We start from the raw sequence: 23,457 nt of genomic DNA on the forward strand, positions 1-23,457 counted from the left end.
CCAGTAACCAGTAACCAGTAACCAGTAACCAGTAACCAGTTGTCTGATAAGAAGATCAAAAAAATAATAAATCGAGCTGTTCAGGCGGTGAATGCCGAGATTGAAGCTGTGCGTGAAAAGCCGGCCCGCGATGTGCTATACGATGGAACCCGGCTCGAGGATCATCCGCCCGATACTTTTTACTACCAGTTCGAATCTCAGAACCGTTCTCTTCGGTTTGCGGAAGTGATTACAGCTGATATGGATGAAGAAGATGAGCTGGAATTGTATCCCGTTGAAGTCAATGACAAGAAGGTGGTGCTGGATTTCCCTCACAATATGGGAGCAAATATTCCAAAAGTGAGTATAGAATGGGAAAACGACTTTGTGCTTCGACGGTTACTTATGGAGCTTAAAAAAATGCTTAGCTCAGACAATGATGATCCGCGAAAGCGGATGGAACGGCTGTTTTATCCAGATAATGATGCCCATCACGACGAGGATGACCAAATTCGGGTGTTGGATGACAGCCGCCGGAACGATGCCCAGCATGAATCGCTGATCAAAGCACTGCAAAATCAGGTGTTGTATGTTTGGGGACCGCCGGGTACGGGAAAAACATCAACGCTGGGGTTTATGATTGCCAACTATCTTATCAAAGGGAAGCGTGTCCTCTTTGCGGCTAATACCAATCGAGCAGTGGATGTAGGATTATTAAGTGCACTTAAAGCACTTACATCCGTAGAAAAAGAACATCTGGAAGAAGAGATTACGCGTTTTGGAGAGATAGCGTTAGACAGTGAGCGGCTGGAAGATGTGCTTTTTGAGCAGAAGATGCAGAAAAAAGATCGCAAACAAAAAGAGGAAGCTGGTAATCTGGATAACCTGCTGGGCGAATATCAGAAATTGCAGGAAGAGATCGATACGCTCATAGATCACGATGAAGAGGTACCAGAGGAACTGGACGAGCGCATTAATATGCTGGGGCAGCGGCTGGATGAGTACGGTGGCGAAGCTGCAGTAGAAGAAAAAATAGATCAACTGCGGACTGTCAATGAGCGGGTAGAGCTGGAGCGTATGCAGCTGGTGGCCACGACGTTGGCCAAGGTATGTACGTCGGATCTGTTTAATGGTCAGCATTTTGATGCAGTGGTTATTGACGAGGCTTCGATGGCAAACTTGCCTTATCTGATGGTGTTGGCGGCCAAAGCGAAATCGCATATCGTGGTAGTGGGTGATCCTATGCAATTGCCACCCATTGCATTAACGGATGATATTGATGCTCGCAATTTTCTGGAGGAAGATATTTTTACCTTTGCATCCAAAGCTGAAACTACTGAAGATTTGTTTGACTGGCACGACCAGCATCGCCCGCTCACTACTTTTTATGATACGCAATATCGGCTTAATGAAGACTTAGCTGAGGTGCTGAGCACGGTGTTTTATGAAGGACGGCTGGAGACGGCAAGTCCAGATAAGGAGTCAGATCCGATGATTGGCCAGCAGCAAAGCAGCAATACTACAGTCAATGTTATTGACAGTCAAAAATATGGGCCGCGGCTTACCCAAAAAGATGAAGACAAAGGATTTCAGCCAGTCAATGAAGTGCATACTAGAATATTGCTCAAAATACTCAAACGATTGGTGATAAAAAATCACGTACCTGTGGATGAGATTGGCATTATTGTACCTTTTCGCAGTACAGTGTATGATATCCGTAATGCGCTGTACAATAATGATTACGGGATGGTTGAAGTGGGCACCATCCATACTTTTCAGGGGCGTGAAAAAGATGTGGTCATTTTTGATACCGTGATGAGCGGTGAAGAGCAATACGGCCGGCGCCGACATTATTCAGTACGTCCTTTTGATGAAGAAAAAAATGGACTGGCCGTACCTCGGCTGCTCAATGTGGCATTTTCGCGAAGCAAAGAGCGACTAGTGATTCTAGCTGATATGGATCACATCAACAAGGTATATGCCGATAAGATTTTGGGCAGGTTGTTGCATGATTTCATGGAAAAAGAAAAGGACACGAAAGACTGATATTCTAACAGTGGCTGTCATCCTGGAAACCTTATTTCGCTGCTCTGTTTCGGATTAAGACTTGGGATGCTGTGGTTAAGCATTGATGGGTGCTTGGAAAAGAGACGGCCCGGTTAATCAAAATCGCCTTCTTCATAGCGGCGGCTGTAGCGTTGTTCGTTAATTCGTTTGTGACCACTTAACCGCTTCGGATCAATAGCGCCCAGTATCATTTCGCGTTTGCCCAGTGCCCCCTGTGTTTTGGCAATCTTCCATCCCGCCCACGCCATTGCGCCCTGTACTTTTGAGGCCGCACAATAGGTGGAAAGAATGACATCACCGGCACTCAGGTTGTAGAGTTTTTCAAACACATTGCCTGTCCATAGGTTTGGGTTCGTATCCGGTGAAAAGGCATCGTGAAAAATATAGTTTGCTTGAATTCCCTCTTGAGATAGATCAGCAAAAAATCCGTTAAAAAGATGAAAGTCGATATGTTCCCCCATTAAAAAATGATTCATACCCAATTGTATATCATCGAAAACAGAAATAACTTCTTGCGCAATTTCGGGATTGTTCAGATGGTTGTTGTAATTTAGGTTTTGGGCAGTGATGGGATTCAGGGGATAGGCTTCTACGGAATAATAGTCCACTTTTGTATCCGGGTATTGGCTTTGGCAGTAATCCATCAGCAGCATGAGGTTGAGCCCCGTGCCGAAGCCTACTTCAAGAATAGTAATGTGGTCATGTTGGGCAAGAGCATCCAGCAGGTTGTTTTGTTTAAAAAAAACATATCGGCTTTCTGCCACAGCACCATTGGGGTTGTGAAAATGCTGGTCAAATTGCTTAGAATAAACGGTGTGAGAGCCGTCGCGGGTAGCTTCAAGTCGGTGTTCTGATTTAGAATCGGTCATTCAAAGAAGTGGCCAATTTTGATTACATTTACTATCGGATAGCTAAAATAGAGCGAAATTTATAATTACGCACATCCAAAAGATGAAAGATATGGAAGTTAAAAATATCAGGGAAAAGGCCGAAAAGTATCATCCGGAGATGGTGGAAATGCGCCGGCACCTACACCGCAATCCTGAATTGAGTTTTAAAGAATATGAGACCACTGATTTTATCATTAATAAACTTAAAGAGCTTGGTATTCCGGTAGATCGTCCGCAGGAGACCGGATGCATTGGTATTATTGAAGGAGGAAAACCTTCAGACAAAATGGTAGCCCTGCGGGCTGATATTGATGCCCTGCCCATTGCCGAAGAAGGGGATCATAAGCAAGAGTTTATGTCTGAAAATCAGGGTGTGGCCCATTGCTGTGGGCATGATAGCCACACCGCTAATCTGCTGGGTACGGCTAGCATTTTGTCTGATTTAAAAGAGCATATCGAAGGTACAGTATTGCTGATATTTCAGCCGGCTGAGGAGAAACTGCCGGGCGGCGGCCGTCTGCTTTCTGAGACCGGATATCTGCAAGATAAGGGAGTGGACGTGATTTATGGATTGCACTCCGAACCTAATTTGGAGCCAGGCAGAATAGCAACTCGGAAAGGTCCGCTGATGGCGCGTCCTGATGAATTTAAGATTGAAATTATTGGAAAAGGCGGACATGCAGCATCTCCGCATGAGGCAGTAGATCCTATTGTGATGGCTAGTCAGGTGGTAAATCAGCTGCAGACGATTGTGAGCCGTAGCGTAAATCCCACCGATCCGGCGGTAGTGACCGTCGGGAAGATCAGCGGGGGATCGGCACATAATATCATCCCCGAAAAAGTAGAGATGATTGGTACTGTGCGGACCTTTGCAGAAGAAACGGCGAATATGATCAAAGACCGTATTGAAAAAATTGTGAAAGGAGCAACGGAGTCCTCGGGTGGCAGCTATACTTTTGATTTTAATTACGGATATCCCGCCGTAAACAACACCGACTGGGCAACAGATATTGTAATCAATTCGGCCAGCGATCTGCTTGGTGCTGATAATGTAAATCTTTTGGATGATCCCATCATGGCAGGTGAAGATTTTGGGTTTTATCAACAGGAATTCCCCGGCGCTTTTTTCTTCTTGGGCAGTGGACGCCAAGAAAGTGGGTCAACATACAGTTGGCATCATCCGCAGTACAATGTTGATGAAGAATGTTTTAAGACCGGGGCAGCGCTGATGGCATCGTTGGTTTTTAAGGAACTTCCTAAAGAGTTGTAACCGCAGAGAATACCGAGGATTCGCTGAAATGACCAAATGATTTAAGTCTATCAGGGTATCGGTGTGGAAGTCCTCTCAGTATCTCTCTTAGATCTGGATATATATTGTTCATTTGTTTTAATGTAAACGCTGACTTTTCGTAATGCCGGGTATGTAAGCAAATAGAAACATGCCACTAATTTCAGGTTCAAGATTAAGATGGATAATGAAGTTTCGTTTTGGGAACAAGATTCTTTCCTCAAACCATATGATTTAATCGTGGTGGGAGCGGGCATTGTAGGGTTGTCATCAGCTCTCTTTTATAAGCAGTCCCATCCCGATACACGAGTGGCTGTTTTAGAGCGTGGGTTTTTGCCGCAGGGAGCCAGTACGCGTAATGCTGGCTTTGCGTGCGTGGGATCTGTCGGTGAGCACTTGGCAGACATGGATAAAGAGTCTGAAGCTAATATTAAAAAACGTATCCGTCGGCGGTATGAGGGACTCAAATTACTTAAGTCAACATTAGGCGAAAAAGAAATTGGGTACGAGCATTGCGGTGGATATGAGTTTTTTCGATCAGAAGAAGATTTTAATAACGTAGCCCCGCATATCGATCAGTTTAATCGCTGGATGTTTGAATTGGTTGACGAAGAAGAGGTGTATGAAGCGCGGAAGCTCCAAGACTATCCCGTAATTTACAACCGGCTGGAGGGGGCACTTCATCCCGGAAAGATGATGCAAACCTTAGCTCAAAAGGCCAGCCGGGCCGGAGTGGAGATAAAATGGAATACCACCGTTGACAGCATTGCCAAAGATGGCACGGTCCATTTAGAGGGCGATTATAGTTGTGAGGCCAATCAGGTTTTAGTTGCCGCCAACGGTTTTGTGCCGAAGCTTTTGCCGGAGATTGATATCCGGCCGGCACGAGGGTTATTATTTGTTACAGATAATATTCCAAACCTGAAATGGAAGGGCATTTTTCATCATGACAGGGGGTATGTCTACTTTCGAAATATAGATGATCGTTTGCTTATTGGCGGAGCACGTAATCTGGATAAAAGTGCCGAGCAGACTGATAAATTTGGTGAGAATACCACGATAAAAAATTACTTGACTAACTTTGCATCCAATGTTTTGAAGTTGCCTGATGATTGGCAAATTGACAGGCAGTGGTCGGGCATTATGGGGTTTACATCTACCAAGACGCCCGTTATTACACAGCTTGATACTCACCGTTTTGTGGCGGCCGGCCTTAGCGGTATGGGTATTGCCATTGGGATGGATGTGGGACGGAAGGCGGCCGGAAAACTTCAGTAAATATTCACAAAACCTATCTACCATGATTAGTCGAAAAAACTTTCTAAAGCTCACTGCTTTAGGAGGGTTTGCTCCCTTTCAACGTTTTTCATCTAGTTCATTCATGTCATTTTCCGGTACCGTAAATAAGCCTCTTGTGATCTCCACGTGGAGACATGGTGTTGCGGCGAACGAAGCTGCCTGGAAGGTGCTGGCTGATACTGGTTCGGCCCTGGATGCGGTTGAGGCCGGAGTGCGTGTGACCGAGGCCGATCCTGATGTACGGACGGTGGGATACGGCGGGCGTCCGGATCGTGATGGATATGTAACCCTCGATGCCTGTATCATGGATGAGCAAAACCGTTGTGGATCGGTTGGAGCGCTGCAGCATATTATGCATCCGATATCAGTGGCACGAAAAGTTAAAGAAGAAACACCCCACGTGATGCTGGTGGGGGAGGGCGCTCTGGATTTTGCCCTGGAGCAGGGATTTGAAAAGCAGGACCTGTTGACTGAAAAGTCCAGAAAAGATTGGGAGCAGTGGAAAGAAAATGCCGAATATCAGCCTGAGGTCAATATCGAAAATCACGATACCATTGGCTTATTGGCCATCGATAAGCAAGGCGATCTTTCGGGAGCTTGCACTACGAGTGGTACCGCCTGGAAAATGCACGGTCGAGTAGGTGATTCTCCGCTTATCGGCAATGGGTTGTTCGTGGATAATGAGGTAGGCGCTGCTGCGGCAACCGGATTGGGTGAAGAGATTATCCGCACCTGCGGGAGCCATGCCGTAGTTGAAAATATGAGGCGCGGCGATGATCCGAAAACCGCGTGCAAAAAAGCGACCCAACGCATCGCTAATAATAATGAGTCGCTTGAAAATGTTCAGGTGGGATTTATAGCGCTCAACAAACGGGGTCAATTCGGGGGCTATAGTGTACAACAGGGGTTTGATTATGCGGTTCACAGCTCAAATGACAATCAGCTAATAAAATCTCAGCACCTAATTTGATATTAAAGGATAGGACTGATAAATGGGATTCCGAGCCTGAGCCCCCGCAAAATAAGGATGATGCCTACGATAGCGATAAAGTAAGGAGACCAGTTTTTCAACTTTTGTCGGGTACTTACTGGTATTAAGTTGCCCGCCAGACTGATACTCAGCATGGCCGGAATGGTCCCCATCCCAAAACCTGCCATGAATAGGGTGCTGTTTTCAACTGCTCCAAACGTTATGGCTGTGGCCAAAGCCATATAGACAAATCCGCAGGGCAACAACCCGTTCAATATTCCAACCACAAATAGAGAACGTATCCCCCCGCGACTAAATAGGCGTTTGACCAAATTTGTGCCACGACTGATAAATTTGCCCGGAAGTGATTCCATCTTTTGAAGAAGAGCTCGAAACTGGTTCCAGATCAGCGCCAGCAGCAGTACGGTTCCCATCCCGATGGAGAGTCCTTGTTGGTAGCCGCTAATAGAGACCATCCTGCTAAGCCAGCCGACGATTACTCCGAGAATGGTATAGGTTACCACTCGTCCGGCATTGTAAGTGAGACGTGATAAGAAAAACCTGGTTTGCTTATTGGATTGTTGCGGCAATGCCAGGGCAATTGGTCCACACATACCTACACAGTGGAAGCTGCCTAAAAACCCAAATGTAATGCCTGCTAGTATCCACTCCATTATGTCAGTTAATTGTAAAAAACTGATCTAAATTAACAAAAGTATTTGACCTTAACTCGAGTAAATATTTAATTGACCGTGTTCGAAAAATTGGTGAAATAATAAAATTTTGGTTTATGACTGAGGGAACAGCAAGCTCTTCCGATTCCAAAAGCCCATCAAAAAGTTGGGAACAAAGAAATCCGGAGATTGAACGAGAAATTACCATTGATGAGTATAATCCCAAAGGCACGCTCACATTGACACTGCTATACCTCGCTATTATAGTGTTGATGTGGGTCTTCATGTTTTTCGTTGAATTTGGTGGTAATGCTCCATCTATTATTGGGTAACAAAATAAAGAATAATTCTTATGCACATTCACAAATTTGAGCGTTTTTGGATTAAGCTTTCGTTTGGTTTAATCGCCTTTTTTATTGCAAGTGTGATCTACGGTTTTGTATCTATGGATCTGAAGGTTGTCGGCGATTATCAAACGATCGATCCCCAGAATTTAGGGGAAACTGAATTTGCAAAAACCGGAGTAAGGGAGGTGACTAAAAATGGGCAAACGGAGTATGAGGTATATGTAAAAACTATGCAATTTGCTTTTCAGCCCGGCACTGCCAGTCCAATTGTCGTACCTGCTAATACGCGTGTAACATTTTACATCACCAGTCCTGATGTCCTGCATGGTTTCGACTTGGCAGGCACGAATATAAACACTATGGCTATTCCGGGACAGGTTGCTAAGTTGACTACGATTTTCCCGGAACCTCGTGAATATGGAATCGTTTGTAATGAGTATTGTGGACCTGCCCATCATATAATGGAAGGCAAAGTTAAGGTAGTACCTAAATCTGAGTTCGATAAAAGTAATCTCGTTCAATGACATTTATACATAAGTATCCTAAAGCGGCTAAAGTATCCAAAGCAAATTTTATTGTAGCCTTTATAGCCTTGGCTATTGGTGGCTTTTTTGGTTTTATCCAGGCATTACACCGTACGGATGTGTTTCGTGGGTTTGTTAATTCTGGTGAATACTATACGCTGCTTACCGGTCACGGTGTATTGCTGGCACTTATCTTTACCACCTTCTTTATCGCGGGTTTGTTTGTATGGGGCGTGACACGTAGCCTGGACCGAGAACCCGAAAATATGGCCTACACTTGGTCGTGGTTTTGGCTGATGGTCATTGGAACGGTGATGGCAGCTTTTACCATTCTCGGTGGGTTAGTACCTGACAGCTCCATCCGGGCAGCGGTATTGTACACTTTTTATCCACCGTTACAGGCACATCCGGCATTTTATATAGGTTTGGCCATGGTTGTGGTAGGATCATGGATGGCCGCTGCAGATTGGTTTTGGTCCTATAGCAAATGGCGTGATGATAATCCCACAGAGCGAATACCCATCCTGTCTTTCATGACATTGTTTACCATGCTTATGTGGTATGTTTGTACTATTGGGTTGGCTATTGAAGTGGTCGGGCTGTTAATCCCCTGGTCGCTGGGATGGGTTGTAGAAATTGAACCACTCTTGCCCCGAACGCTCTTCTGGTTTTTCGGACATGCTGTTGTCTATTTTTGGCTGTTGCCGGCGTATTATGTATGGTATGCTATTTTGCCAAAGCTTTCGGGAGGTCGGCTTTTTAGTGATTCAATGACTCGTATTGTATTTATTATTTTCCTCCTTTTATCAACACCCGTGGGATACCATCACCAGTATGCTGATGCGGGTATTTCGGTTGGATTTAAATTTTATGCCATGGCAACAACCATGATGCTCTTGCTGCCCAGTTTGATGACGCTCTTTACTGTAATAGCTAGTATGGAACACGGGGCGAAGCAGCGGGGTGGTAAAGGTTATTTTGCATGGATCAGTAAGTTACCATGGAATAATCCTGCTTTTGTAGGGTGTGCATTGGCGGGCATTATGTTCGCCGCCGGTGGATTCAGTGGTATGATTAATGCCGGGATGAATATAAACCTGTTGATCCATAATACGATCTGGATACCCGGGCACTTCCACTTAACTGTGGGAACTGCGGTTGCCCTTACCTTTATGGCTGTTACGTACTGGCTGTTGCCCCAGCTTACAGGACGAAAACTCAAATTCAAAACCTTAGCCCTGATACAACCTTATTCATGGTTCTTGGGTATGACACTGATGTCTAACGCAATGCACCGTGCAGGTTTGGCAGGTGTGCCACGTCGTACGGCCGAACCGGAATTTAATACCAATGCGATGAACTTTGAGCCCATTTTTGGGACCATGAGTGAAATGAAGTGGCAAATTGCTATTGGAGGGACAATCCTTTTGATTTCATTGATCCTGTTCCTCTGGGTGGTAATATCTTCATGGATGGCTGGACAGAAATCCGAAAAACCAGTCGATGATCATATTCCTGAGCCACTTTCCGGCGTTGAACATACACCGGCCATCTTGGATAATATGAAACTCTGGTTTGCATTGGCCTTGATACTTGTCGTGTTGGCATATTCGTTCCCACTCTGGGAGATGATACAGGACGGTATCTTTTCACCGGGTGCACTGCCTCGGCCATCCTAACATAGAGACATTTTGATTGCCGATGCGATGGGCTTCCCATATCTTTAGGGATGGATACGCATTAATGTCTAATGTCAGACAAATACATTTTTTGATTGTAGGCAATTTATGACTAATCAACCGGAAAAGTCCAGTGATGAAGAATCAAACAAAACCCTTGTTCGTGTTTTAGTTATTGTTGGTATAGGCATTCCCGTGCTTGTTGAGCTGTTGACCCTCTTTAACCTGATTAACGTTCAGCTTTTTGAGGATGAGAAAGTGGTCAAGCAGCACGCCCAGCCCGTTGAAGTACAAGAGTATATGATTGGTGATACTCTTTTTGCAGATACAGCTGTTCCCATCACTATTGCTGATATGTTGATTAAAGTTAGTACTCAATCCTGGAAATTTGAGCTGGCGCTTAGCCGATCTAGAAGAATAGCTTCTGCGGGATCTTCAGTTGCAATAGATAGCTTAAAATTAAAGAGCGGAGAGGTGTTATCCGACGCCCAGAAGTGGAAGATGGATAAGGCTTCCAAAGCAGATACAACAACATTCAACTGGTTGCTACCATCAGGAGATATGCCAACCATGTTGTATATGAGCGCCCAACAATCTTTGCCAAAAGATTCTACAAACAATCTGCAGCAGCAAGTACAGCTTGGTAAAATCCCGGTTCGTTATTCTCAGGATAGCGATTAGGTTTCTTAAGTTTTGATCTCCATCTTACGCGATGAATTGCTTACCACAAGCAGGCTGCTTGCAGCCATAGCTACTGCAGCAAAAAGAGGATTAATAATGCCTGCAATAGCCAGTGGGATGGTTATAATATTATAGAGGAATGCCCATCCTAGGTTCTGACGAATGCGATTTTTTGTTTTTTGAATAGTTGTAAATGCAGCTGGTATCAAAGATAGGTTGCTGCTTGGAATGACAACTTGTGCAGAGTCGGCCGCAATTGCCGTTAAATTTCCAAATGCAATACCCAGATCGGCCTTTGCCAAGGCCGGTGCATCGTTACTACCATCACCGGCCATAGCTACTATCCCCATCTGCCGAAGGTTACTAATAATATTCGATTTTGATTCCGGCTTGGCTTCGGTGAATAAAAAGTCTGGCTTTAATTGTTTCTTAATATATTCCCCCGCTTGCGAACTATCACCGGTTATTAGGGCAATTTTTTTGTCCTGTCGTTGCAAAGAAGCTATCACACTCGGAGCTTCTTCTCGAAGACGATCACCTACGATCAGTATACTCCGGATGTTATCATCCCAACCAATGCCGACTGGAATGTTGCCCTGCTGGCGACTTTCCTCAATTTTTGAAGAATGGAATTCATTAAGGGCAATCCCCTGTTCTTCGAGCCACTCAGGCTGACCCACATAAATCTTTTTGTCATCAATATATCCGCTTACACCTGATGTGAAGCTTTCAAAATTCTGGACTTCAATCTCATTATTCGAGTTTAATTCCGCAATAGGAGCTGCAACAGGATGAGAAGAGAAAGTCTCCAGACCGGCTGCATATTCCAGCGCTTGCTGGTTGGAACCGCGATCGAGTAGATGCATCTTGCCGGTTGTTAAAGTTCCCGTTTTGTCGAAGGCTACGATATCTGCTTCGGTTTCTTCTTCAAAAAGTGCAGCTGATTTAAAGATGATGTCATTCTCTAGCCCAGTTCTCATGCCAGAAGCAATGGCAAGCGGAGTAGCAAGTCCCAGGGCACAGGGACAAGAAACAATTAGTACAGCCAGAGCGGCAAGCATGGCGTTAGTTGCTGTACTTCCGCTAAACAGGTGATATCCAAAGGTACCGATACCCAAAAATATGACTACAGGTACAAAATAAGCCGCGATGCGATCTGCCAGACGCTGTTTGCCGGATCGGGAAGATTGAATATTCCACATTAGCTTCATCAGCTGATCGATAGTGCGCTGAGTATTGATATCCGGTTTAATAGTAAGCGCATTTTGTGTGAGTATGGTACCGCTCAATACATGATTGCCCGTTTGCTTGGACACGGGTTGCGATTCACCGGTTATTAGCGCCTCATTGACGACGCCTTCTCCATCTATGATGGTACCGTCGACGGGGATGCGTTCACCGGCTTTTACAATCACTTTATCATCGTGAGTTATATCTGCAATCGAGACTTTTTCCAGATGTCCATTTCTTTGCACAAAAGCGTGATCTAGTTTTTGCTCAGATAGTTTAGTGAGCAGACTTTGTTTGTTCGATTTGATACGTCTTTCATAGAAATTTCCGATGGATACTACCAGCACGATCGCCATTGTTACATCAAAGTAAATTTCGGCCGATCCCGTTAAAAGAGCCCCAAAGCTGTATAGGTAGGCACTGACTGCCGCTATAGCAATCAGAAGATCCATATTTGGTTTTAAGACCAATATCGAAACCCAGGCACCGCGGAGGATGGGGTAACCTGTATAAAAAAGTACAAAGGAGGTCATGACAAAGATATTGGAAATGAAAAAGTACTGTTCTGCATTAGTGAGTGGAACTAGTCCTTCGCCACCGATATATGTTGGATAAAAGAATAAGCTGTACAACAGTAGCCCGATGATGCCAAAAAATCCACCGATCATAATACGTACTACATCATTCCCATTATCTTCATCAGCTTGGGTATCAAGGTCTCGCAGGTTGTATCCCATCTTACTCAAGCGATCTGAGAAGTCCTCAAGGCCTATTTGCTCTTGATCATAGTAGATCTTAATCATTTCCGAAGTGTAGCTTGCCTCGCTTTTATAAATACCGTTCTGACGTTTTGCTATAGACTCGAGGAACGATTCGCAGGTAGCGCAGTGCATCCCGTCAACTTTAAAGAAGGCTTCTTCATACGATTCGGGGAGAGGCGTTTTTGTTTGTCCTTCTTTTCTGAGTTCAATAGTTTGGTTTTTCAGCTGCCGGGCTTTGTCCTCTTCCATATCCTGCAGAAGCTTGTACACGTGCAGGCAACCGTGGCAACAAAACACCCCGTCGATGTTATTTTCTTCAATCGGTGGATCTGGTGTTTCCAGTTCACATAATGTACATTTCTGAGAACTCATAGCTGAGCAGTTAATCTTCAGTAAATTCTTTTCTCAATTCTAAAAGTTCGTTCAACATCATTGCCGTAGCTCCCCACAGGGGCACGCGGTGTACATCCCAATAAGGTACTTCGTAGGTGTGTTGACCGAGCTCCCAATCTTCGACAACGAGATTTTCTTTGTGAGCGAGTGAATTGAGTTCTACAGCAAAAACTTCCTCCACCTCGGCGCGATTCAGGTTGAATACCGGGCGTTGATTCATAAATCCTACGACAGGAGTAACCCGATTTTCGGAATGGCTGACATACAGTTCACTAAGTTGTCCAATAGTAGTAACTGATTCGGGAGTAATGCCAATTTCTTCATGAGCTTCACGTAATGCAGTTTCTTCGGGCGATTCGCCTGATTCGGCACGTCCGCCGGGAAAGCTAATTTGTCCACCATGATCGATATCTCCGCTTCGCAGGGTGAGTACCAGTTCGAGTTCTTCTTGCTCGTTTGGAAAAAGAAGAACCAGTACGCTGCTTTGGTGAGCTTGTTCGGAGGGAGTCATTTTTCGACGCTGCCCGTCATTTTTTTGAGCGGGTGCCATTTTTAGCTGTGAAGGCCGGCCGGGCAGATTTTTAATCAATCGTTGTTTTAAAAATTTAACCAGCGGTTGCATGCAAAAGATTCATGATTGATTACATAGTGTTGTCTCGAAGGTATAATATAATTAGTTCATTGCCCAGTCCTGTTTTTAGAAGCCGTATTTTATTGGACTAATGTTTTTAAAAATTGTAAACCGGATAGTGATAGCTTGGTAATATAATGAGGCCTCCTGATGCTTTAAGCAACGATTTATAAATTATTTTGTAACATTTGGCTTGCCCGATAATCCTGTATAGTGATGGGACACAAAATTTTACAAAATAATGCCGAAAAATTTGGCTTTAGTTGGCAAAAACTCCAACTGTTTTTGTGTCCTCATTAACTGCCTGTGACAGGGCAAAATTTTAAATAAACACATACTATCTATGTTTAGTAGAACATTAAACAAGGTAAGCGCAATCTTTGTTGTTGCTCTTCTGGTAATAACAGCTTGCGATCAACCGGCAAACGTTCAACAGGAACAAGAAAAACCCAGTGATGCAAAGCTTGAAAAGCTTATGGACCGAATGGGTGATCCCATCGACGGGCAGTTTATTGTGGTCTTTGATAACAGTGCTGCTCAAAGTAAAGCGGCGCTTCAAAAGCGGTCGCAGAAAATAAATACTATGATGGGGAAATACAGTATTAGCAAGGATGCTGTAAAGAGCCGGTATAAAAATGTACTCGGAGGTTTTACGGCTAAACTTTCCAATGAACAACTTGCAGAACTACGTAATGACAAAAGCGTAGAATATGTCGAACAAGATCGTATTGTAATGCTTTCTCCTCCTAAAACTAATGACCATGCGCCGTGGTGGTGCTACTACTATGGTATTGGTTGCCATGATGACGGAGGTGGAAGTGAACAGGTTACTCCATATGGTATTGACCGTGTAGGTGGTGCAACGGCTAGTTCCGGCACGGCCTGGGTTATAGATACCGGGATTGATCTGGATCATGATGATCTGAATGTCGATCAGTCGCGAAGTGCCACTTTTGTATCTGGCACATCTTCGCCTAATGATGGGAATGGTCATGGTACACACGTAGCCGGGACCATTGCTGCTCTGGATAATGATATCGATGTTGTAGGCGTTGCTGCCGGTGCTTCGGTAGTAGCTGTTCGGGTACTTGATAGCAACGGAAGTGGAAGCTATTCGGGAGTTATTGATGGCATTGATTATGTAGCGGCCAATGCCTCACCCGGTGATGTTGCCAATATGAGTCTTGGCGGCGGTACTTCTACCTCCGTTGACAATGCAGTTTCAAATGCTGCAGGCAATGGTATTTACTTTGCACTTGCTGCCGGTAATGACGGTGCAGATGCCAATAACTCATCTCCGGCGCGTGTAAATGGTGCTAATATTTATACTATTTCGGCTATTGATTCCAATGACAATTTTGCGTCGTTCTCAAATTACGGGAACCCACCGGTTGACTATGCTGCACCGGGTGTTGACGTAGAGTCACTATGGATAAATAATAGTACTAATACCATTAGCGGTACTTCGATGGCTAGCCCGCATGCGGCAGGAGTACTGTTGGTTACAGGTGGTAACCCTACCAGTGACGGTACGGCCAATGGTGATCCTGATGGCACCGCTGATCCAATTATTCACCAATAAGTAGTAACACTTTTATTGGTCTTGGCACCTGTCTGAAAAGGCAGGTGCCTTTTTTATTTTATGGATTCACTTTATTACAGCAGCCATAGTTCGTATTTTCTGCACTTTATTACTTACAATCACAGATTTTATTATTTATGGACAAAAAGTACGACGTTTATGGTATCGGCAATGCCTTGGTAGATATGGAATTTGAAGTAGCAGAAGACTTCCTCGAAAAGCATAACGTTACAAAGGGTGTGATGACATTGGTTGATGAGGATACCCAAGCTCGGCTTATAGACGAAATCAATCACGAAGAAACCATTGAAAAGCCGGGCGGTTCGGCTGCGAACACAATCTTTGCTGTAAGTCAGTTTGGCGGCAAAGGGTTTTATTCCTGCAAGGTGGCAAATGATCGATTTGGTGATATCTATCTGGAGGATATGAATGAGGCCGGTATTGATACGAATTTTAAGCGCCAAGAGCGCGAAGATGGTATTACCGGTAAATGTTTGGTGATGGTTACCGATGATGCTGAGCGTACTATGAATACGTATCTGGGTATAACCTCTAACTTGTCGACAAAAGAGATTGACGAGCAGGCTATTCAAAATTCCGAATATGTTTATATTGAAGGATATTTGGTGGCTTCAGACAAGGGCTATGAAGCAATGAAAAAAACCAAAGAAATTGCCGAGCAGAGTAACGTTAAGACAACTCTTACGCTTTCCGATCCGGCGATTGTCGAGGGATTTAAAGGTCGGTTTGAAGAAATAGTCGGAGCTTCGGTAGATCTGTTATTTTGTAATGAAGAGGAAGCAAAAATATATACTGGCAAAGATGATCTGATGGAAGCGCGCGAAGCTCTTAAAAAAGAGGCTAAGCGTTTTGTTATTACACAAGGGAAGAATGGGGCTATGATTTACGACGGCGATACCTTTGTAGATATTGAACCCTATGATGTAAATGCTATTGATACGAATGGTGCGGGAGATATGTATGCCGGTGCTTTTTTGTACGGTATCACGAATGGAATGGGATATGCTGGCGCCGGAAAACTGGCCAGTCTAGCGGGATCCCGCATTGTTTCACAGTTTGGTCCGCGATTGAAATGGCACGAAGTACAGGAAATAAAAAATGAGGCGACTTCTACAAAGTAAATAAGCATTTTTTATGGGAACCATTGTTTTAGCATCGCGCAACAAAGATAAGATTGAGGAGTTACGGACAACACTGAAACCGCTGGGTATTACACTCAAATCAACCTATGATTTTCCGAAACTGGAAGAAGTAGTAGAAGATCGGGAAACGCTTAAAGGTAATGCGATAAAAAAAGCTCAGTATGTTTTTGAGGAGACAGGTATTGCTGCTCTTTCGGATGATACCGGACTCGAAGTTGATGCCCTCGATGGTCGGCCTGGCGTATATTCAGCACGTTATGCTGGCGAAGAATCGGACTATCAGGATAATGTGGACAAACTGCTGGATGAGTTAGAAAGTGTACCGGCAAAGAAACGTGGCGCACAATTTCGCACGGTGGTGGCATTTGTTACTGCTGATAACACCTATACTTTTGAGGGTATTTGCCGCGGTATCATTTTAACAAAAAAGTTCGGAGATGGTGGTTTTGGCTATGATCCCGTTTTCCGTCCCGACGATTACGACCATACTTTTGCTGAATTGGATCCGGAAATAAAAAATAGAATTAGTCACCGGGCAAAAGCGATCCAAAAATTTTACAACTGGGTGAAGCAACAGTAGGTTTTTGTTCTTAATCTGTTTAATAAGTGGATTTCAATTTGTTCAAGCTTCTACTCCTGAATGAAGAGATTGGAATGACTTTTCTGCGTGCAGTCTAATCTGGGAAAGATATCTTTCCAAAGGTTATTTTTTCTGAGGAATCCGGATCTATCATAAATCCATCACCCGACAGTGTTTCATTTGCTAATACTGCAAATACGACCGCCTCTTTGGCATCGGGATTGCATCCAATGGATGCAAAATTTTTGATCTGACAATTTGGAAGTTGTTCGGCAAGCCCATTCATTAACACAGGGTTGTGAAGCCCACCACCACTGATATATAATGTTGGAGGTGAATTTTTGCTGATGACTTTTTGAATGCTTTCACTGATTGTTTTAATCGTCAGTTGAGTCAGGGTTGCAATCAGATCTTTGGGAGCCAGGTTGTCAATTCCTTTTTGATCCAATTTTTTGTTTATCCAGCTGAGATTAAACTGTTCGGGTCCTGTTGTTTTAGGCAGTGGTTGTTGGAAATAGGGATCTGTTAATAGTGCTTGTAGAGCTTCGGATTGTACAGATCCCTGCTGGGCAATTTCGCCGTCAGTGTCAAAAGGCTTATTAAAATATTTATTGACTGCCGTATCTATAAGGGTGTTACCGGGGCCAGTATCGATTGTTGCTGTTTTTTGATGGGTATTTGACGGTGCGGGTAGATAAGTGAAGTTGGCGATACCACCGATATTCAGCAATATACGCTCCTCATTGTTATGAGCATAAAGTATCTGATCGACCAGTGCAGCCATGGGGGCTCCTTGGCCACCGCACGCCGTATGTTTTTGACGAAAGTCACTGAGTGTGATAATACCCGTCTTTTGCGCAATATGATCGCCATCTCCGATTTGGAGTGTAGCGTTGGGCATATCAGCTTGCCCGTGTTGTAATTTTGGGGCGTGATAAATAGTTTGTCCGTGACTGGCAATGCAGTCAATTTCTGTTGGATTAACGCCCCATTCATCAAGAACTTCTAAAACCAACTCTCCGTGGAGGTCACCAAGCCAGCTGTGCTGCAGACAAACATTTTTCAGTGAAACTTCTGGTACGGATACTATTTTTTGAAGGTACCTTTTGGTGTGCTCGTCGTACGATTTTGTAATAAACTCTTCTAAAGATACCGTTGTTTCCCGGCCATTGCCGGATATTTCACATAACGCTATATCTAATCCATCCAGTGAAGTGCCTGACATTAAGCCGATGATCTTGCTACTCGGTTTTTGAGCTACATGATGTAGTTTTTGAACGGATGAATTCATATATCATAAAGTTATTTGAGGGTTATAGATGCTTTAATCAACAGTATTTGAATCGTTAGTGCAATCAGAATATGTCTTAATTTTAATAAGGAAGTGTGTATAAAGTTATAGGAGTAGGTTCAGAAATCTCCAACTGTAATCATAGAAATAAATTACTATAATGGGATCTCTTAAAAATTAAATCAATTTACATCTTTGGAATTTTCTGTAGTAGATTACATCGTTATCGTTCTATACTTAGTTGGAGTGGCTGGGTTGGGAATTTATGCAGCCGGCCGACAGTCATCGACTGATGATTATTTTATGGGTGGCAACGACCTGCCATGGTGGGCTGTTATGTTTTCGGTGGTAGCGACCGAGACCAGTACACTTACATTTATTAGTATTCCGGCGGTGGCTTATGGGGGCAACCTTACCTTTTTGCAGATTACCTTGGGTTATATAGTGGGACGTATTATAGTCAGTAAGCTTTTTTTGCCAGCCTATGTCAACGGGAATCTCTCAACAGCGTACCAGTTTTTGGCCCAGCGATTTGGTGGCTCTATGCGGAATGCCGCCAGTACGGTCTTTATGATTACGCGCCTGCTTGCGGATGGTGTTCGCCTCTTTGCCACAGCTATTCCGCTGGCTATTATTCTGCGATTGGGTGGGGCCTTTACCGGTTGGGGCAACCTGGAGCTGTATCTGCTTGCTATCGCCGTCATTTCAATCATTACACTTATTTATACTCTTATCGGCGGTATTAAAGCGGTGGTTTGGATGGATGTGATGCAGATGGGTGTATATGTGGGAGGTGCCGCCTTAGCTATTGCTATTATCGTTATAGATTTGCCAAATGGATTAAGTGGCGCAATGCAGATGGCTTCAGAAGCTGATAAATTGCATATATTCGATTTCGGTTTTGATCTATCTTTTACGGACTTCATAGCTCAGCCCTATACCTTTTTCACAGCCTTAATTGGTGGTGCTGTTTTCTCCATTGCGTCTCACGGCACCGACCAGCTGATTGTACAGCGTTTGCTGACTACGCGAAACGTTAAAGACAGCCAGCGCGCGCTGGTATGGAGCGGAGTGGTAGTAGCTTTGCAATTTGGACTGTTTTTGTTCATCGGCCTGCTACTGTATGCTTTTTATGATACGCAAACGGCCGCACAGCTTGGGTTGGCAAATAATGACGAAATTTTCGCCAAGTTTATTGTCGAACAGTTGCCGGTGGGGCTCTCGGGATTGGTTATTGCTTCTCTTTTTGCTGCGGCCATGAGCAGTCTCAGCTCTTCACTCAATTCGCTGGCGTCATCGACCACGTTGGATCTGTATAAACCGTATTTTGGCGGGGGCGGTACCAAAGCCGAAGAACTTAAAATATCGCGTATCATCACTGTTATTTGGGCATTTATTTTAACGGGATCGGCTTTTTTCTTTGCCTATTTACAGTTACAAGAGGGAGAACAGCCTGCGGTAGTAGAATTAGGTTTGGGCATTGCATCCTACACTTACGGCGGATTACTGGGAGTTTTCTTATTGGGACGCTTGTTTGAGGGGCCGAATAAAACAGATGCTATGATTAGCTTTTTTGTGGGGCTGGCTGCGTTACTGTATATGGTTAAAGGTCCCATTCAAAACCTACTGCCTGGCGAACCGTTGGCTATTGCCTGGCCGCTCTATACAGTAGTAGGTAGTATTATTGTAATTGTAGTGGGTAATATCTCACGGTGGATAAGAAACAGTAATCAATAATAGGTAGATTTTATAAGTAGATATACTAACAAGATTGTATTCCTGTTTTTACCTTCAGATGTATTTGAAATATAGTAGTTAGTTTGATTTAGAAATTTTTCAATCCGGCATAAGAATGCTAGTTCCGTATGTTATGAGATGGGTGATAATTTCATACCGGTACATCCATAGAAATAAGCAGGGTTGTGATGGACCATTGAAATTATCTTCTCAAAACATTCGAAGCTGTTTAGCATTCGCAGACGGTGATTTTTTTGATTCGTTTTTTCATCATTGAAAAAATGAATAGATAAATAAGAAAGGATAGTAATGGATATAGTTAAAACAGTTATCATTTGTGTTTTTTGGGTTGCCTTTGTTGGTTGTTCTAATGAGAATGAAGTCGAACAAGTTAGGGTGGAAAAAATCCCTGCCATTGACAGCCTCATCCAGAAAGAGATAGCCGCTGATCATATTCCCGGGGCGGTAATACAGGTAAAAAAAGGGGATTCGATATTACATCATGCGGCTTACGGTTTTGCTCAAAAGTACAGTTTTAATATGCAGCCGATGCAAAACCCCGAACCGATGAGCGCTGAGCATCTATTTGATTTAGCTTCGCTTACCAAAGTAACAGCTACCACTTTCGGTATTATGAAGCTGGTTGATGAAGACAAAATTCAGCTTGAGGATCCTATCTATACCTATCTTCCGGAATTTAAAAAAGGGCGAAAATCTAAAATTACTATTCGCCATTTGGTGTCACATACATCCGGACTGCCGCAGTGGAAGTCAATCTATTATCATGTTTCAAACCCCGATGAAATAACGAAATATATTTCTGATCAATCTCTTAAATGGGAGGTTGGCAAAGGTCGTCACTACAGCGATTTGGGATTTATGCTGCTGGCAAAAATTATTGAAGAAGTATCCGGGCAGCGTCTTAATAACTATCTGCAGAAAAAGATATATAAACCCTTAGGATTACAGCATACAGTATTTAATCCGACCAAAAAGGGGTTCAAAAAGATCGCGGCAACATCTCAGGGAAATCCCTTTGAAAAACAGATGGTCTATGACAATGACTTTGGCTATAACGTAGATGTAGAGCCAGAATCGTGGGACGAATGGCGGCAGTATACGCTTCGCGGCGAAGTTAACGACGGCAATGCGTGGTATGCCAATCGCGGGGTGGCCGGACATGCGGGGCTTTTTTCGACGGTAAAAGAGCTGCAAATATTGATTGATTTACTACTGGATGGGGGACGGTTTCAGGACAAGCACATTATCTCTGAGGCTGTAATTGATACTTTTTTAACTAAAGATCGTTTCGGTAACGCTCTGGGCTGGGCCATGGATAAAAATTTTATATCAGCTAAAGGAAGCCCGAAAAGGACCTTCGGACATACCGGTTTTACGGGCACCAATATTGTAGCTGTGCCACGTGATTCGCTCTCCATCATCCTGCTAACCAATCGCCAACATGTAGGGCGTCAAGAGAATGGCTATTATTTTGATCTGGATTCCCTCCGCCAGACCATATTTGATGTGGTACAACAGAGAAAATAGCACGAGCCCAAAAAAGTCTGTAAGAATTTTACTGATAGTAGTCTAAAATAATAGAAGACACAACATCATCAGTAAAAACAGCAAACATTATGCAGCGAAGAATACCAGTAACCCCTTTAAGAACTATTTTCCCGGTCGAATTATTAAAATATATGCTTTTTTTATGGATGCTGATTGCCATACCACTGATAGTGAGTGGGCAAACGCAGGATCCCTCAAAAAATCAAAAAAAGCCGGCATTTACGGTTGAAGTATATGGTTCAGGTGCACCTGTTTATATGATTCCGGGATTGGCAAGCAGCGGAGATGTATGGCAAGGTACTGTAGAGCGATTAAAGGATCGCTACGAGTGCCACGTTTTTACCCTGGCCGGTTTTGCCGGTAAGGAGCCGATTAGCCGCACACCTTATCTTAAGACCATGCGAAAAGAGCTCATGGATTACATCGATGCCCATGGATCAGGTATAGTCATGGGACACAGTCTGGGCGGATTTTTGAGCCTGTGGATAGCTATTGCAAATGATAGTCTTGTAGAAAAGTCGATAATTGTAGATTCCTATCCTTTTTTAGCAGCCTTGCGTCAACCGGGAGCTACAGAAGAAACAGTACAATTTTCCCGGGAGAGGATGATTCAGCAGATGACCCAAATGGATTCTGTTCAATTTCGCAGACAGCAGAAAAATACCTTATCTACGATGATTTCAGATGAGCAAAATATTCAGAAAGCCTTAAAGTGGTCTATGATGTCTGATCGTGCTACTATTGTGAATGCAATGGGAGGTCTCATGCAAACCGATCTGCGGGATGAAATCAGTAAAATCCAAACACCGACCTATATTATGGTAGCCGGTAATATTTCGATGAATGGCCAGCGGTTGTACAGTACAAAGCAGGTACAACAGCTGGCGCAAGAACAGTACAAGAATCTCTCAGAAAAAACGATCAGTGTAGCAGAAGATGCCAAGCATTTTATTATGATGGATGATCCCCAGTGGTTCTATCAAACGCTTGAACAGTATTTGGATGAATAATAGTGATCAAGAAAGGGAACAATTTGAAAGCCTTTATCAGTCACACAGCGATAAAGTATATCGCTTATGTGTGGGGTATTTGCAGGATGAGTCTGAGGTGAAGGATCTATTTCAGCAGGTGATGCTGAATATCTGGAACAATATTGATTCTTTTCGGGGCGAATCAAAAATATCAACGTGGATATATCGCATTACAGTCAACACAGCAATTACATATTCAAAGAATCAGCAAAAGCTTGATCAACGATTTAAACTGGAGACGGATTTTGGCGACGTTGAATATAGTCAAGCAGGCAAACCGTCGTTGGATCCACTGCCCCAACTCAGAGAGCTTCACGATTGTATCCATAATCTTGAAAAGCAAAATCGCCTGATTATTACACTTTACCTGGAGGGGCTGAGCTATAAAAAAATTGGAGAAGTGGTAGGGATTTCTGAGAACTATGTAGGCGTAAAAATCAATCGCATTAAAAAGAAACTTGAAAAGCTAATGAGGTCAACCAATGAATTTGAATGATTTTAAATCTGATTGGCAATCGATGGATAAACCGTCATCATTCGACGCTGAAAATCAGCAATTTGCAACGATGCTTAACAATTTTGAAGATATTCAGCGGAAAACAAGAAAAGAAAATATTGCCATTAGCATAGCGTTTTTACTGACGATTGCTTTCTTGTGGGGAATGTTTTGGTTTATGGATGATGCTTCGTGGTGGGTTTGGAGCGGGATAATGATTATGACAGTGGAAATGATTGTCGCGGGAATATTTGCTTGGTATCGAAATACATCCAAAAAGTGGAGCAATCTTCGTCAAAACAGCCGCCGATATCTGAGTTCGGCTATTCGAAAGCTGAAATGTCGAAAGGTGCTTATGCTGATAATAATTCCTGTTTATACCCTCTTACTCATTGTTGCTCTTAACCTTATTTATGTGGGCGTACTCAGCGATCTTCGGCTGATGTGGCGTTGGGTTATCCATATGGGTGTAAGTATTATGATAGCGGGGTTTGTTGCCTTTGAGGTCCGGCGTAGATACAATAAAGAACAACAAACAATTGATCCGCTGATTCGTGATTTTGAATCTATGAAAGAAGGATTGGAATGAATAGCC

The 23,457-nt window shown here is 43.6% G+C and carries 21 protein-coding genes; 16 read left to right on the plus strand and 5 right to left on the minus strand.

All coding sequences use genetic code 11. The features are described 5' to 3' along the window. Positions 1–39: 39 nt before the first annotated feature. On the plus strand, positions 40–2,025 hold the full coding sequence (locus LX73_RS08755) for a DEAD/DEAH box helicase (RefSeq protein WP_148899086.1): 1,986 nt from the start codon (positions 40–42) through the stop codon (positions 2,023–2,025). 113 nt (positions 2,026–2,138) lie between these two features. Here LX73_RS08755 and mnmC2 read toward each other — a convergent pair whose 3' ends face one another. Further along, on the minus strand, positions 2,139–2,915 hold the full coding sequence (gene mnmC2 / locus LX73_RS08760) for a tRNA (5-methylaminomethyl-2-thiouridine)(34)-methyltransferase MnmC2 (protein WP_148899087.1): 777 nt from the start codon (positions 2,913–2,915) through the stop codon (positions 2,139–2,141). A 91-nt stretch (positions 2,916–3,006) separates the two neighbouring features. On the opposite strand from mnmC2, the gene LX73_RS08765 reads away from it, so the two are divergent. From LX73_RS08765 to LX73_RS08775, 3 genes are all read left to right on the plus strand, one after another. Further along, positions 3,007–4,206, plus strand: a complete 1,200-nt coding sequence (locus LX73_RS08765) for a M20 metallopeptidase family protein (protein WP_148899088.1) — start codon at positions 3,007–3,009, stop codon at positions 4,204–4,206. 198 nt (positions 4,207–4,404) lie between these two features. Next, the gene (locus LX73_RS08770) at positions 4,405–5,502 is read left to right on the plus strand and encodes an NAD(P)/FAD-dependent oxidoreductase (RefSeq protein ID WP_148899089.1); all 1,098 of its coding nucleotides are present in this window, start codon (positions 4,405–4,407) and stop codon (positions 5,500–5,502) included. A 22-nt stretch (positions 5,503–5,524) separates the two neighbouring features. Then, complete coding sequence (locus tag LX73_RS08775; RefSeq protein ID WP_148899090.1) at positions 5,525–6,493, plus strand: isoaspartyl peptidase/L-asparaginase family protein; 969 nt, start codon at positions 5,525–5,527, stop codon at positions 6,491–6,493. A 2-nt stretch (positions 6,494–6,495) separates the two neighbouring features. On the opposite strand, the gene LX73_RS08780 is transcribed toward LX73_RS08775, so the two are convergent. Continuing rightward, positions 6,496–7,167: a sulfite exporter TauE/SafE family protein gene (locus LX73_RS08780; RefSeq protein ID WP_148899091.1), complete on the minus strand. Its 672-nt coding sequence runs from the start codon at positions 7,165–7,167 to the stop codon at positions 6,496–6,498. 116 nt (positions 7,168–7,283) lie between these two features. On the opposite strand from LX73_RS08780, the gene LX73_RS08785 reads away from it, so the two are divergent. The 4 genes from LX73_RS08785 to LX73_RS08800 all read left to right on the plus strand — a co-directional run bounded on the left by LX73_RS08785 (position 7,284) and on the right by LX73_RS08800 (position 10,398). After that, positions 7,284–7,499 carry a hypothetical protein gene (locus LX73_RS08785; protein WP_211359394.1) on the plus strand — a complete coding sequence of 72 codons (216 nt, stop codon included), beginning with the start codon at positions 7,284–7,286 and terminating at the stop codon, positions 7,497–7,499. A gap of 20 nt (positions 7,500–7,519) precedes the next feature. After that, positions 7,520–8,038, plus strand: coding sequence for a cytochrome c oxidase subunit II (locus LX73_RS08790; RefSeq protein WP_148899092.1), 519 nt, complete (start codon positions 7,520–7,522; stop codon positions 8,036–8,038). Then, positions 8,035–9,717 (plus strand): b(o/a)3-type cytochrome-c oxidase subunit 1, encoded by a 1,683-nt coding sequence (locus LX73_RS08795; RefSeq protein ID WP_148899093.1) that lies wholly within the window; start codon positions 8,035–8,037, stop codon positions 9,715–9,717. The genes LX73_RS08790 and LX73_RS08795 overlap by 4 nt, the downstream gene beginning before the upstream one ends. Before the next feature lie 108 nt (positions 9,718–9,825). Beyond that, positions 9,826–10,398, plus strand: coding sequence for a hypothetical protein (locus tag LX73_RS08800; protein WP_148899094.1), 573 nt, complete (start codon positions 9,826–9,828; stop codon positions 10,396–10,398). Positions 10,399–10,403: 5 nt separating this feature from the next. Here LX73_RS08800 and LX73_RS08805 read toward each other — a convergent pair whose 3' ends face one another. Continuing rightward, positions 10,404–12,761 (minus strand): heavy metal translocating P-type ATPase, encoded by a 2,358-nt coding sequence (locus LX73_RS08805; protein ID WP_148899095.1) that lies wholly within the window; start codon positions 12,759–12,761, stop codon positions 10,404–10,406. Positions 12,762–12,771: 10 nt separating this feature from the next. After that, complete coding sequence (locus tag LX73_RS08810) at positions 12,772–13,404, minus strand: NUDIX hydrolase (protein ID WP_148899096.1); 633 nt, start codon at positions 13,402–13,404, stop codon at positions 12,772–12,774. Between the two features lie 352 nt (positions 13,405–13,756). Between LX73_RS08810 and LX73_RS08815 the strand changes: the two genes are divergently transcribed. The 3 genes from LX73_RS08815 to rdgB all read left to right on the plus strand — a co-directional run bounded on the left by LX73_RS08815 (position 13,757) and on the right by rdgB (position 16,738). Further along, a complete protein-coding gene (locus LX73_RS08815; RefSeq protein ID WP_148899097.1) occupies positions 13,757–14,995 on the plus strand; it encodes a S8 family serine peptidase in 1,239 nt (412 codons plus the stop codon). Between the two features lie 137 nt (positions 14,996–15,132). After that, positions 15,133–16,137: an adenosine kinase gene (locus LX73_RS08820; RefSeq protein WP_148899098.1), complete on the plus strand. Its 1,005-nt coding sequence runs from the start codon at positions 15,133–15,135 to the stop codon at positions 16,135–16,137. 13 nt (positions 16,138–16,150) lie between these two features. After that, on the plus strand, positions 16,151–16,738 hold the full coding sequence (gene rdgB / locus LX73_RS08825; RefSeq protein WP_148899099.1) for an RdgB/HAM1 family non-canonical purine NTP pyrophosphatase: 588 nt from the start codon (positions 16,151–16,153) through the stop codon (positions 16,736–16,738). 94 nt (positions 16,739–16,832) lie between these two features. Here rdgB and LX73_RS08830 read toward each other — a convergent pair whose 3' ends face one another. Further along, complete coding sequence (locus LX73_RS08830) at positions 16,833–18,029, minus strand: anhydro-N-acetylmuramic acid kinase (protein ID WP_148899100.1); 1,197 nt, start codon at positions 18,027–18,029, stop codon at positions 16,833–16,835. Positions 18,030–18,224: 195 nt separating this feature from the next. Here LX73_RS08830 and LX73_RS08835 point away from each other — a divergent pair, with 195 nt between their 5' ends. The 5 genes from LX73_RS08835 (at position 18,225) to LX73_RS08855 (ending at position 23,451) form a co-directional block, all read left to right on the plus strand. Beyond that, the gene (locus LX73_RS08835) at positions 18,225–19,766 is read left to right on the plus strand and encodes a sodium:solute symporter (RefSeq protein ID WP_148899101.1); all 1,542 of its coding nucleotides are present in this window, start codon (positions 18,225–18,227) and stop codon (positions 19,764–19,766) included. A gap of 309 nt (positions 19,767–20,075) precedes the next feature. Continuing rightward, positions 20,076–21,314, plus strand: coding sequence for a serine hydrolase domain-containing protein (locus tag LX73_RS08840; protein ID WP_148899102.1), 1,239 nt, complete (start codon positions 20,076–20,078; stop codon positions 21,312–21,314). Between the two features lie 152 nt (positions 21,315–21,466). Further along, positions 21,467–22,345 (plus strand): alpha/beta fold hydrolase, encoded by an 879-nt coding sequence (locus tag LX73_RS08845; RefSeq protein ID WP_170245640.1) that lies wholly within the window; start codon positions 21,467–21,469, stop codon positions 22,343–22,345. Continuing rightward, positions 22,338–22,862 (plus strand): RNA polymerase sigma factor, encoded by a 525-nt coding sequence (locus LX73_RS08850; protein ID WP_170245641.1) that lies wholly within the window; start codon positions 22,338–22,340, stop codon positions 22,860–22,862. Before LX73_RS08845 ends, LX73_RS08850 begins: the two co-directional genes overlap by 8 nt. Beyond that, on the plus strand, positions 22,855–23,451 hold the full coding sequence (locus LX73_RS08855; RefSeq protein ID WP_211359395.1) for a hypothetical protein: 597 nt from the start codon (positions 22,855–22,857) through the stop codon (positions 23,449–23,451). Before LX73_RS08850 ends, LX73_RS08855 begins: the two co-directional genes overlap by 8 nt. Positions 23,452–23,457 lie beyond the last annotated feature (6 nt).

The organism is Fodinibius salinus (genome assembly GCF_008124865.1).
GTDB classification, from domain to species: domain Bacteria; phylum Bacteroidota; class Rhodothermia; order Balneolales; family Balneolaceae; genus Fodinibius; species Fodinibius salinus.